Origin of the sequence: Amycolatopsis sp. NPDC101161, from assembly GCF_044768185.1 — a bacterium.
Classification (GTDB): domain Bacteria; phylum Actinomycetota; class Actinomycetes; order Mycobacteriales; family Pseudonocardiaceae; genus Amycolatopsis.
In genome coordinates, this window is sequence record NZ_JBIWPI010000003.1 from 1 (window position 1) to 12131 (window position 12131).

Genomic DNA, 12131 nt, shown 5'->3' on the forward strand with positions numbered 1-12131 from the left:
GCCCGGTCCCATTCCGAACCCGGAAGCTAAGCCTGACAGCGCCGATGGTACTGCAACCGAAGGGTTGTGGGAGAGTAGGACACCGCCGAACTTACCTTACGTACGGCCCGTTAGGATAGCCAGTTGGCTGCCCTAGCGGGCCGTACGCGTATGTCCGGAACAAGATTTTTTCATGGCAGGAGGCCAGGTGTCCGAGTTCGGTCGACGAGACTCAGCGGATGATGGGTCCGGCCGGTCGGCACGCCGGGACGAAGGCTCCCGGGGCCGATCGGACGAACCCCGGGGAAACCAGCGCGGTGGCGCGAAGCAGGACCGCGGCGGCCGCGACAGCGGTCACCAGGGCCGGCCGCGCCGCGACGACCGCGGGGTCCGCGGCGGCGGCAAGCCGTTCCGCGGCAGCGACGGTCCCCGCGACCAGCGCGGAGGATACGCAGGTCAGGGGCGTGGTACGAGCGACCGCGACGACCGTCGCGGCAGCTTCCGCGACGGTGGCCGCGACTCCGGCGGCCGGCCGGGCGGCAGCAGCCGGTATTCGGGCGGCCCGAGCCGTTCCGGCGGTGGCCGGTACGAGGACCGCGACAGCAACCGCTCCGGCGGGCGCTACGAGAACCCGAGCCGAGGTCAGGACGACCGCGGCGGCCGCCCCCAGGGCAAGTCCTCGTACGGCGACCGCAAGCCGCGCTGGGAGGACCGCAGCAGCCGCCCCGGCTCGGACTCCCGCGGCGGCGGCTACCAGCGCCGCGACGACGACCGGAGCCGTGGCAGTTCGGACTCCCGCGGCAGCTACCAGCGCCGCGACGACGACCGCGGCCGCAGTAGCTCGGACTCGCGCGGCAGTTACCAGCGCCGCGATGATGACCGCGGGCGTAGTAGCTCGGACTCCCGTGGCAGTTACCAGCGGCGCGACGACGACCGTGGCCGTAGTAGCTCGGACTCGCGCGGTAGCTACCAGCGGCGCGACGACGATCGCGGCCGTAGTAGCTCGGACTCGCGCGGTGGTTACCAGCGCCGGGACGACGACCGGAGCCGTGGCAGTTCGGACTCCCGCGGCAGCTACCAGCGCCGCGACGATGACCGTGGCAGCCGGACCGGTGGCTTCAAGCGCGAGGACCGCGGCGGCTACCAGCGGCGCGATGACGACCGCGGTGCCCGCACCGGCGGTTTCAAGCGGGATGACCGCGGTGGTTCCGACCGTCGCGACGATCGCGGTGGCCAGACCAGCGGCTTCAAGCGTGAAGACCGTGGCAGCTACCAGCGCCGCGATGACCGCGGCGCCCAGACCGGCGGCTTCAAGCGTGAAGACCGCGGCGGCTACCAGCGCCGCGACGACGACCGCGGCCCCCGCGCCGGCGGCTTCAAGCGCGACGACAGCCGGCGCGACGACACCCGGCGTGACCGGCCCCGTCGCGACCCGCAGCCGCGCGTCGGCGGTCCTCTCGACGACGAGGCCCTCGCCAGGGAACTCCTCGAAGCCCCGGAACTCCCCGAGGACATCGAGTTCTCCGACCTCGACGAGGAGGCCCGCCGCGAGCTGCGGACCCTGCCCAAGGGCCTGGCCGAGACCGTCGGGAAGCACCTCGTCGCCGCGGGCGGCCTGATCGACTCCGATCCGGAAGCCGCGCTCGAGCACGCCAAGTACGCCAAGGCCAAGGCCTCGCGCGTGCCGATCGTGCGGGAAGCGCTCGGCCTCGTCGCCTACCACGCCGGCAACTGGTCGGAAGCCCTCTCCGAGCTGCGGGCCGTCCGGCGGATGACGCGCAGCGACGACCACATCGCCATCATCGCCGATGCCGAGCGCGCACTCGGCCGGCCCGAACGCGCCCTCGACCTCGCGAAGGAAGCCGACACCACGAAGCTGGCGAAGGCCGTCCAGGTCGAGCTCGCCATCGTCGCGGCCGGGGCTCGGCGGGACCTCGGGCAGCTCGACGCCGCCGTCGTCTCGCTGCAGGGTGACGACCTCAAGGCCGAGAAGCGCGACCCGTGGAGCGCTCGCCTCTTCTACGCCTACGCCGACAACCTCGTCGCCGCCGGGCGCAAGGACGAGGCCGTCCAGTGGTTCCTCAACTCCGCCGAGGCCGACGCCGAGGACGAGACCGACGCCGCCGAACGCGCGGCGGAACTGGCGAACGAGAAGAAGGACACCGAAGACTCGGATGAGTGACGCCCTGCTCGCGGCCTACGACGCGGTCCTGTTCGACCTCGACGGCACCGTCTACCACGGCACCCGGGTGATCCCGGGCGCCCCGGAGACGGTGCGGGCCGCGCGTGAACACGGCACACCGGTCCGGTTCGTCACGAACAACGCGTCCAAGGCCCCGGCCGAGGTCGTCGACCACCTCACCGGCCTCGGCATGCCCGCCGACGCCGGTGAGGTGCACACCAGCGCCCAAGCCGGTGTGCAGCTGCTGAAGGAACGGCTCGAGGCCGGCGCCGAGGTCCTCGTCGTTGGCACCGAGTCCCTCGCCGCCGAAGTCACCGGAGCCGGCCTCGAAGCCGTCCGCGAGAACGCCCCGAGCGTCCAAGCCGTCGTCCAGGGCCACTCGCCCGACAACACCTGGGCCGCGCTGGCCGAAGCCTGCCTGGCCATCCGCGCCGGCGCGCTCTGGGTGGCCTGCAACGTCGACGCCACCCTGCCCAGCGAGCGCGGGCTGCTGCCCGGCAACGGCTCGATGGTCGCCGCGCTGCGCACCGCCACCGACGTCGAGCCGCTCGTCGCCGGGAAGCCGGAGCCGCTGCTGTTCGAGACCGCCGCGCGGTCGGCGGGCGCGGAGCGACCCCTCGTTGTCGGCGACCGGCTGGACACCGACATCGCCGGCGCGGTCGCCGCGGGCATGGACTCGCTGGTCGTCCTCTCCGGCGTCGCGACGCCGGAACAGCTGATCGAGGCCGTCCCGGCCGAGCGCGCCACCTACCTCGCGAAGGACCTCACCGCGCTCACCGAGTCGGCCGACGACCTGAAGATCGGCCCTCGTCCGGGCTGGACCGTGACCGTCGAGCACGGCACCCTGACGGCGAAGGGCGACGGCGACGACCTGGACCTGCTCCGCGCGCTGTGCCACGTGGCCTGGGAGACCGGCGTCACCGAACTCGGCGAGGACACGAAGGCCCGGCTGCGCTGACTGCTACCGTCGTAACGTGCAGGATCATCCCTACCCCGTCCCGGGCCCGCCGCCCGGTTCGTTCTCGCAGCAGACCGACCCGCGGGCCGGCATCGACGAAGCCGTCGCCGGGCTGGACGACCTCGACGCGCTGCCGCTCGCGGAGCACGTCGAGCGGTTCGACGCCGTGCACACCGAGCTGACGGTCGCCCTCTCCAGCATCGACAAGGTCTGACCGCGGTGCCCAAGCGGGCGCGCCTCGACGCGGAGCTGGTCCGGCGCGGCCTCGCACGGTCGCGCGAGCAGGCCTCGGCCCTGATCACCGGCGGCAAGGTCACCGTGCGCGGCATGGTGGCCAGCAAACCCGCCACCGGCGTGGAATCCGACGCGCCCATCGTCGTCAAGGACGAGGACGACCCCGGCTGGGCCTCCCGCGGCGCGCACAAGCTGCTCGGCGCCCTGGAAGCGTTCACGGACTTGAGTGTCGAGGGCAAGCGCTGCCTCGACGCCGGCGCGTCCACCGGCGGCTTCACCGACGTCCTGCTCCGCAACGGCGCCGCGACCGTGATCGCCGCCGACGTGGGTCGCGGCCTGCTCGACTGGCGGATCCGCACCGACGAACGTGTAGTGGTCATGGACCGCACCAATGTTCGCAACCTCTCTCCCGAGGACCTCGGCGGCCAGGTCGACGTCGTCGTCGGGGACCTCTCGTTCATCTCGCTGAAGCTCGTGCTGCCCGCGCTCGCCGCCTGCGCGCGCGAAGGCGGCGACCTCGTGCCGATGGTGAAACCGCAGTTCGAAGTGGGCAAGGACCGGCTCGGCAGCGGTGGCGTCGTCCGCGACCCCGAACTGCGCGCCGAATCGGTGCTCACGGTCATCGACGAGGCCGCGAAGCTCGGGCTCGCGCTGCGCGGCGTCACCGCGAGCCCGCTGCCCGGGCCGTCCGGGAACGTCGAGTACTTCGTGTGGCTGAAGAAAGAACACGTGGCCGAGTCCACTGTGGACGCGGTAGACAGGTCTGAGGCCGAGCGGCTCGTCCGAACCGCCGTCGAGGAAGGGCCCGCATGACCACCGAACGTGAAGTGCTCCTCATGGTGCACCCCGATCGCGAAGCGACGGGCGAGGCCGCGCGCGAGGTTTCGGCGCGCTTCGCCAAGGCCGGTATCCGGATCCGGGTGATCGAGCACGACGTCTGCGCGCTGATCAACCCCGACGAGCACGGCGTCGGGGCGACCTGCACCGTCGTGGACCCGGACGACAACCCCGCCGAAGGGGTCGAGCTCGTCTTCGTCCTCGGCGGCGACGGCACGCTGCTGCGCGCGGCCGAGCTGGCCCGCCCGGCCGGCGTGCCGGTGCTCGGCGTCAACCTCGGCCGCGTCGGCTTCCTCGCCGAGGCCGACTCGGACGCGCTGGCCGACACCGTGCAGCGCGTGGTCGACGGCGACTACCAGGTCGAACCGCGGATGACCATCGACGTCACGGTCACCCACGACGGCGAAGAGCTCGCCCGCGAGTGGGCGCTCAACGAGGCCAGCGTCGAGAAGAGCACCCGCGAGCGGGTCCTGGACGCGCTGATCGAGGTCGACGGCCGCCCGGTGTCCGCGTTCGGCTGCGACGGTGTGCTGTGCGCCACACCGACCGGTTCGACGGCGTACGCGTTCTCGGCGGGCGGCCCGATCATCTGGCCGGACGTCCAGGCGCTGCTGGTGGTGCCGAGCAACGCTCACGCGATGTTTGCGCGGCCCCTCGTCGTCTCGCGGAACTCGGTGATCACCGTCGGGATCGACCCCGACGGCTCGCCCGCCGTCCTGACCTGCGACGGCGGCCGGCTCATCGAGCTGCCGCCGGGCGCCCGCGTGCGGGTGACGTGCGGCAAGACCCCGGTGCGGCTGGTCCGCCTGTGGGACGGCCCGTTCACCGATCGGCTCGTGCAGAAGTTCTCGCTGCCGGTGAAGAGCTGGCGGGAGCGGCACGCGCGCCCCTGCGAGTGACCCTCCGCCTTCCTCCCCACCACCACCCTCAACCGAGGCGCTCCGCGCCGCTGATTTGACTCGAATTCGAACATATCGGCGACTCGCCGGGTGCCCGCGCGCGCAGAGTGTCGGTGGGGGCCGCTACCGTAGGCGGCGTGCTGGCCGAGATGCGCATCCAGGGCCTCGGAGTCATCGAGGACGCCCTGCTGGAACTGCACGCGGGCTTCACCGTCGTCACCGGTGAGACGGGTGCGGGAAAGACCATGGTCGTCACCGGGCTGCATCTGCTGTCCGGGGGCCGAGCCGAGGTGTCCAAAGTCCGGACGGGGATGCTCAAGGCGTTCGTGGAAGGGCGGTTCACCTATTCCGGGGTCGAAGGCGCCGAGCGGATCGTCACCGAGTCGGGTGCCGACGTCGACGAGGACGGCAGCGTCATCGCGCTGCGGGCCGTCGCGGTGGATGGGCGCTCGCGCGCGCACCTCGGGGGCCGGTCGGTGCCGGTCGGCGTGCTCGCGGAGCTGTCCGAACAGCTGATCGCGGTGCACGGGCAGAACGACCAGCTGCGGCTGCTGCGCCCGAGCGAACAGCGCGATGTGATCGACCGGTTCGCCGGCGACGCGGTGGCGAAGCCGCTGACCGCGTACCGCGAGGTCCGGTCCGAGTGGCTGGCGGTGATCGCGGAGCTGACCGAGCGGTCGACGCGCTCGCGGGAGATGGCCCAGCAGGCCGACCTGCTCAAGCACGGGCTGACCGAGATCGACGCCGTCGCGCCGGAGCCGGGCGAGGACGTCGAGCTCACCGCGCAGATCAAGCGGCTCGCGGCGGCCGACGAGCTGCGCGCGGCCGCGACCGAGGCGCACCTGGCGCTGTCGGGCTCGCCGGACGGCGACCCGGACGCCCCGAGCGCGATGGGCATGGTTTCCGAGGCGCTGCGGCGGCTCGCGACGTCCGAAGACGCGGTGCTGCGCGAGCTGGCGCCGCGGCTGGAGGAGGCGTCGACGCTGCTGACCGACGTCGGGTCGGAGCTGGGCAGCTACGTCGAGACGCTGGACGCCGACCCGGCGCTGCTGGAGAAGGTCCTCGCCCGCCAGGCCGACCTCAAGCGGCTGACCCGCAAGTACGCGGCGGACGTCGACGGCGTGCTCGCCTGGGCCGACGACGCCCGGCGCCGGCTCGAGTCGATGGACACGTCGGAGGAGGCGCTCGCCGAACTCGCACTGCGGCGCGACCAGCTCGCGGTGCAGCTGGCCGGGCACGCGGTCGAGGTGTCGGCCGCGCGCGTCGAGGCCGCGGCCGCGCTGGCGGAGGAGATCACGCGGGAACTGTCCGGGCTGGCGATGGGCCAGGCGGCGATCGAGGTGACGGTCGAGCAGCGCCCGGCCGAGCACGGCGACACGCACGCGCTGCCCCTCGACGGCCGCGCGGTGCACGCGGGCCCGGACGGCGTCGACGACGTCGAGCTGCTGCTGCGCGCCCACGACGGCGCGCCGCCGCTGCCGGTGCACAAGGCCGCGTCGGGCGGTGAGCTGTCGCGGGTGATGCTGGCGATCGAGGTGGTGCTGGCGCACGCGGACACGGTCCAGACGCTGGTGTTCGACGAGGTCGACGCCGGGGTCGGTGGCCGCGCGGCGGTCGAGATCGGCCGGAGGCTGGCCCGGTTGGCCCGGACGCACCAGGTCCTGGTGGTGACGCACCTGCCGCAGGTGGCGGCGTTCGCGGACCAGCACCTGGTGGTGGACAAGGGCCACAGCGGCGGCGTGACGCGCAGCGGCGTGAAGAACCTCAGCCAGACCGAGCGGGTCAACGAGCTGGCCCGGATGCTCGCCGGCATGGACGACACCGAGACGGGCCGCGCGCACGCGGAGGAGCTCCTGGCGACGGCGGAGAAGGCCAAAGCCGAGCCGGCTCCGAAGCCCAAGCGGGGCAAGAAGAAGTAGGCGGCTCTCCGGGCGGAGACCCGGGCCGGGGCCGGCGGAATGGGCTGGACTGGGCCGCCGAGGGTTGGGGCGCCGCCCGGGTTGTGACTGGGCCATGGCTGGACTGGGCCGCCGGAGCTGGGGTGCCGCCGCGGGTTGGGGCCGCGCCGAGGGCCGAACTGGGCCGCTGGGGTTGGGGCGCCACCGGCGGATGGGGCCGCGCCGGGGCCGGACTGGGCTGCCCGGCTCTTAGCGGCTCTCGAGGTCAGCGTTGATGGCGCCGAACACCTGCGCCAGCGTTCGCGCCTGCTCACGGCTCACGTGGTCCGCGAAGTGCCGCTGTACCCCGCGCACGTGGGTTGGCCAGGCCCGTTCCAGCGCCGCCAAACCCTTGTCGGTCAGCACCACCAGCGTTGACCTGCGGTTCGCTGGGTCCACCTCGCGCCGCGCGTAGCCGTCGCGCTCCAAGCCGTCCACTACGCGCGTCAAGCCGCTGGGGCTGTGCACCAGCGCCTCCGCCAGCTCCTTCATGTGCAGCCGGCGGTCCGGGGCCTCCGACAGCTGGACCAGTGCGTCGTACGTCCGGTGCGGCATCCCGTGTTCGGCTCGCAGCTCGGCGTCCAGTACCCGCAGCAACAGCGCCGATGAGCGCAGGAACCCCCGCCAGGCCGCGTCGTGTTCGTGGGACAAGCTCACTCCGGGAATACTACTCGCGCGGACTGTTGTTGTGCGGACTGTTCGCTTGCGAAGAAAGGACCCAGGATGCGCGCGGTGGTACTCCGAGAACCCGGTCCCGTCGAGAACCTCGAACTGAAGGAACTTCCGCTGCCCGAGGTGAAACCCGGCTGGGTGCGGATCGCCGTCAAGGCGTTCGGGCTCAACCGGTCCGAGCTGCACACCCGCCTCGGCCTGGCCGACGGCGTCACGTTCCCGCGCGTTCCCGGGATCGAGGCCGTCGGGGTCGTCGACGCCGGTGGTCGTTTCGCACCCGGGCAGCAGGTCGCCACCATGATGGGCGGGATGGGCCGCACCTTCGACGGCGGCTACGCCGAATACACCCTCGTGCCGGAGAGCCAGGTCATCCCGTTCCGGAGCGACCTGCCGTGGGAAGTTCTCGGCCAGGTCCCCGAAACGCTGCAGACCGCGTACGGCTCGCTCACCACCGGGCTCGACCTCAAGGACGGCCAGACGCTGCTGATCCGCGGCGGCACGTCCGCGCTCGGGTTCGCCACCGCGGCCCTGGCGAAGGACCTCGGCGCCACCGTCTTCGCGACCACCCGCCAAGAAGAGCGGCTTCAGACCCTGCGCGACCATGGCGTCGACCACCCGCTCCTCGACGACGGCGACATCGCCACCCAGGTCCGGAAGATCGCGCCCGAGGGGGTCGACGCCGCCCTCGAACTCGTCGGGACGCCGACCCTGCCGGACACCCTGAACGCCACCCGCGTGCACGGCACCGTCTGCTTCACCGGCATGTTGTCCAACCAGTGGACGATCTCGAACTTCTATCCGATCGGATACCTTCCCGCCGGGGTGCGGTTGACCGCTTATGGTGGTGAGGCGGACGACCTGCCCGCCTCCGTCCTCCAGCGCCACCTCGACCGGATCGCCGCCGGCGAAACGAGCCTCGGCCCGGCCAAGGTGTACGCGATGACGGAGATCCAGCAGGCGCACGACGACTTGGAGCACAACCGGACGGCGGGCAAGCTCGTCGTGCTGACCGGCCGAGCGGAGGGAGCCGCCCCGTGATCCTGCCGCCGCCCGCCGACGTCGAAGCCCAGCTGGCCGCCGCCCGCCGCGACGGCGACCTGGACGGCTACCTCGGCCTGCTCGCCGGGGAAGAGCTCTTCGTCCCGATCCGGCGGGTGGACGCCCACAGCATCCTCGACGAGCGGGCGGAGACGTTCCCGAACGTCTACTTCGAGACCGGCGGCGACGAGTTCCTGCAGGTCTTCACCCGCGGCGCGCTGCCCGACCTCGGTCCGGACGTCGTCGCCATGAGCGGGGCGCTGGACTGGGCGGTCGACGGCGTCGGGCGGCACGAGCGGGTCGTGTTCAACCGCGGCACCCGCGGCGAGTGGCGGCTGGCCGGCGCGACCCTGCAGCCGTGGCTCGACGCGCACCACGACGACGTCGTCCCGCTGGAGGAGCAGGTCGAACGGCTGATCACCGCGCCGTACGGGCACCTCGAAGGACCGATCGCGCACGCGCTGGCGTGCGGCGCGCACCTGGCCGTGCTCAACGCGGCGCCGTGGAACGTCCTCGACGCGCGCCGCCACGACTACGTCGCCGAGGTGCGGGGCCTGCGGGACTGGTGGGGCGTGCCGGACCCGCCGGCCTGGCGCGCGACGATGGCCGACCTGATCGGCGACGGCTACGCGCTGACGCCGGGCAACCTCGTGCTCATGCTGCGCCTGCGGTTCGCCGCCGAGTACGGGCTGACCAGCGGCGAGTTCGACCCGCTCACCTGGGCGGACCTGGTCGACCGGTGGTGCGCGGAGAACGACGCGGCCGACCAGGCCGAGGAGCTGCGGCACACCGTCCGCCGGGTCTCGCGCTGCGAACAGCGCTTCCGGGCCGACGGCCTGGTCGACGCGGACGGCTTCGTCACGACGGCGCTTTCGTGGGACGTCGGCCGCGCGGTCAACATCGCGCGCTGGGGGCTCGCGGTCGGGTATTGCGACGCGCTGACCGCCGAGCTGATGGTGCTCGAAGCGGGGTCGCTGGCGCGCCGCTACCACCAGTCATGGGCCGACCTGTCGGCCGGGTACCTGATGGGCCGCGTCCTGCACGCCGAGGAGGACGAGTTCGGCGAGTGGTACCCGGCGGCTGTGCGGGTCCACCACCAGCTCCTTCAGGACCCGGGCAGCCCCTGGGTGAACCTCGATTTCGGGTCGCTCTCGGAGGAGTCCGACGCCTGACCCGTGCGGGGGAGGTCACCACAACGAGTTACCTGGGCTACGGCGTGGCGAGCATCGTCCCACGAGCAAATTTGTCACCATCGGCCACATGAAGCTCACCGGCTTGCTCACGCGGAACCAAGAACCCCTCCCGGGGATCACCGGCGTCGCCCGCGTGGACCGCCGGACCCGGGAGCTGCTGCGCCGGATCAGTCCCGGCGACATCGTCGTGCTCGACCAGCTGGACCTCGACCGCCAGACGGCCGACGCCCTGGTCGAGGCGGAGGTGGCCGGCGTGGTCAACGCGTCGCCGTCGATCTCCGGCCGGTTCCCGAACCTGGGGCCGGAAATCCTCATCGCCGCCGGCGTCCCGCTGGTCGACTCGGTCGGCGGCGAGCTGCTGCGCACGATCAAGGACGGCACCAAGCTGCGGCTGCACGAAGGCCTCGTGTACGTCGGCGAGCGCCAGGTCGCCTCCGGGATCGAGCAGACCGCCGACAGCGTCGCGGACCAGATGATCGAGGCCAAGGCCGGGATGTCGACGCAGCTGGAGGCGTTCTCGGCCAACACCATCGAGTTCCTGCGCCGCGAGCGCACGCTGATCCTCGACGGCGTCGGCGTGCCGGAGCTGAAGGTCGCCCTCCGCGACCGGCACGTGCTGGTCGTCGCGGGCGGCAACGGGCACGCCGAAGACCTCAAGAAGCTCAAGAAGTACGTCGCCGAGCACCGCCCGGTGCTGATCGGTGTGGACGCCGGCGCCGACACCCTGCGCGTGCAGGGGTACCGCCCGGACGTCATCGTCGGCGACCCCACCGGCATCGGCACCGCCACCCTGCGCGGGGGCGCCGAGGTCGTGGTGCCCGCCCAGCCGGACGGGCACGCCCCCGGTGTCGAGCGGATCCAGGACCTCGGCATCGGCGCGGTGACGTTCCCCGCGTCGGGCAACGCCGAAGACCTCGCGCTGCTGCTGGCCGACGCGCACGGCGCGAGCCTGGTCGTCACGGTCGGCTTCCAGGCGACGCTGCGCGAGTTCCTCGACCACGGCCGGTCCGGCTCGAACCCGTCGACGTTCCTGACCCGGCTGAAGCTCGGCACGAAGCTCGTCGACGGGAAGGCGGTGGCGACGCTGCACCGCAGCCGGGTGTCGATCGGCGCGGTCGTGCTGCTCGTGCTCGCCGCGGTCGTGGTGGTCGCCGCGGCCCTGCTGGTGTCCGACGTGGGCGCGGTCTACCTGGACTGGCTGAAGGACACCTGGAATTCGTTCGCCGCCTGGGTCAAGGGACTGTTCACGTGATTTCGCTGCGCTACCACGTCGTTTCCATCGCCGCCTGCTTCCTCGCGCTGGCGGTCGGGGTCGTGCTCGGCTCGACGGCACTGAACGGCACGCTGCTGTCGGGGCTCGCGGGGGAGAAGAAGGACCTCGGCAGTCAGGTCTCCGACCTCGAGGCGCAGCGCAACGCGCTCAACGCCCGGCTGGCCGACGCCGACGCGTTCGCCGGCTCGATGGGGCCGAAGGTCGTCGCGGGCGCGCTGGACAAGCGGTCGGTGGTGCTCGTGACCACCGAGGACGCGCGCCCGGCCGACCGGGACGCGCTCAAGCAGCTGGTCGGCCAGGCCGGCGCGTCGGTGACCGGCGAAGTGCAGCTGACGTCGGCGTTCGCCGACCCGGGGAAGGCCGACCAGCTGCGCGACGTCGTCACGCGGCTGCAGCCCGCCGGCTCGAAGTTCCCGACCGCGGGCGACTCCGGCACGCTCGCCGGCGCGCTGCTCGGTTCGGTGCTGCTGCTGGACAAGACCACGGCGAAGCCGCAGTCCTCGGGTGAGGAGCTGGCGGCCGCGATCGGCGGTCTCACCGACGGCGGGTTCGTCAAGGCGGGCGGGGACGTCAAGCCGGCGCAGCTGGCGATCGTGCTGACCGGGGCGCAGGCGACGGGCGACGGCGCGGGTGACCGCGCGGCGACGATCGCCCGGTTCGCCACGCAGCTCGACCGCTCCGGCGCCGGCACGGTCCTCGCCGGGGACGCCGGTTCCGCGGACGGCACCGGCGCGCTGGGCGTGGTCCGCGCCGACACCTCGGCGACGTCGATCCTGTCCACTGTGGACAACGTGGACAGCTCGGCCGGGCGGGTGAGCACGATCCTGGCGTTGAAGGAACAGCTCGACGGGGGCGCTGGACGCTACGGCATCGCCGGTAACGCCCAGGCCCCCGCGCCCGGGGTCAGCCACCCCGACGGGAACTGAGGC

The 12131-nt window shown here is 72.6% G+C and carries 11 protein-coding genes and 1 rRNA gene; 11 read left to right on the top strand and 1 reads right to left on the bottom strand.

Annotation, left to right across the window (positions count from 1 at the left end):
• The 7 genes from rrf to recN all read left to right on the top strand — a co-directional run.
• A 5S ribosomal RNA gene (gene rrf, locus ACIRSS_RS21795) occupies positions 1–91 on the top strand; the annotation flags it as partial.
• A 96-nt stretch (positions 92–187) separates the two neighbouring features.
• Positions 188–2161, top strand: a complete 1974-nt coding sequence (locus tag ACIRSS_RS21800; RefSeq protein ID WP_400897641.1) for a hypothetical protein — start codon at positions 188–190, stop codon at positions 2159–2161.
• Positions 2154–3119, top strand: coding sequence for an HAD-IIA family hydrolase (locus tag ACIRSS_RS21805; RefSeq protein ID WP_400897643.1), 966 nt, complete (start codon positions 2154–2156; stop codon positions 3117–3119). Before ACIRSS_RS21800 ends, ACIRSS_RS21805 begins: the two co-directional genes overlap by 8 nt.
• Positions 3120–3135: 16 nt before the next feature.
• Positions 3136–3333 carry a hypothetical protein gene (locus ACIRSS_RS21810; protein WP_043774930.1) on the top strand — a complete coding sequence of 66 codons (198 nt, stop codon included), beginning with the start codon at positions 3136–3138 and terminating at the stop codon, positions 3331–3333.
• A gap of 5 nt (positions 3334–3338) precedes the next feature.
• The gene (locus ACIRSS_RS21815; protein WP_400897645.1) at positions 3339–4166 is read left to right on the top strand and encodes a TlyA family RNA methyltransferase; all 828 of its coding nucleotides are present in this window, start codon (positions 3339–3341) and stop codon (positions 4164–4166) included.
• Positions 4163–5089, top strand: a complete 927-nt coding sequence (locus ACIRSS_RS21820) for an NAD kinase (RefSeq protein WP_086683107.1) — start codon at positions 4163–4165, stop codon at positions 5087–5089. Before ACIRSS_RS21815 ends, ACIRSS_RS21820 begins: the two co-directional genes overlap by 4 nt.
• Positions 5090–5226: 137 nt before the next feature.
• Positions 5227–7008: a DNA repair protein RecN gene (gene recN / locus ACIRSS_RS21825; RefSeq protein WP_400897648.1), complete on the top strand. Its 1782-nt coding sequence runs from the start codon at positions 5227–5229 to the stop codon at positions 7006–7008.
• 228 nt (positions 7009–7236) lie between these two features.
• Here recN and ACIRSS_RS21830 read toward each other — a convergent pair whose 3' ends face one another.
• Positions 7237–7683 carry a MarR family winged helix-turn-helix transcriptional regulator gene (locus ACIRSS_RS21830; RefSeq protein WP_400897650.1) on the bottom strand — a complete coding sequence of 149 codons (447 nt, stop codon included), beginning with the start codon at positions 7681–7683 and terminating at the stop codon, positions 7237–7239.
• Between the two features lie 66 nt (positions 7684–7749).
• Here ACIRSS_RS21830 and ACIRSS_RS21835 point away from each other — a divergent pair, with 66 nt between their 5' ends.
• The 4 genes from ACIRSS_RS21835 (at position 7750) to ACIRSS_RS21850 (ending at position 12128) form a co-directional block, all read left to right on the top strand.
• Positions 7750–8736 (top strand): zinc-binding alcohol dehydrogenase family protein, encoded by a 987-nt coding sequence (locus ACIRSS_RS21835; RefSeq protein WP_400897652.1) that lies wholly within the window; start codon positions 7750–7752, stop codon positions 8734–8736.
• On the top strand, positions 8733–9908 hold the full coding sequence (locus ACIRSS_RS21840) for a DUF1266 domain-containing protein (protein ID WP_400897654.1): 1176 nt from the start codon (positions 8733–8735) through the stop codon (positions 9906–9908). The genes ACIRSS_RS21835 and ACIRSS_RS21840 overlap by 4 nt, the downstream gene beginning before the upstream one ends.
• Positions 9909–9996: 88 nt before the next feature.
• Positions 9997–11181 (top strand): putative cytokinetic ring protein SteA, encoded by a 1185-nt coding sequence (gene steA / locus ACIRSS_RS21845; RefSeq protein ID WP_400897656.1) that lies wholly within the window; start codon positions 9997–9999, stop codon positions 11179–11181.
• The gene (locus ACIRSS_RS21850; protein WP_400897658.1) at positions 11178–12128 is read left to right on the top strand and encodes a copper transporter; all 951 of its coding nucleotides are present in this window, start codon (positions 11178–11180) and stop codon (positions 12126–12128) included. The genes steA and ACIRSS_RS21850 overlap by 4 nt, the downstream gene beginning before the upstream one ends.
• Positions 12129–12131: the final 3 nt, after the last annotated feature.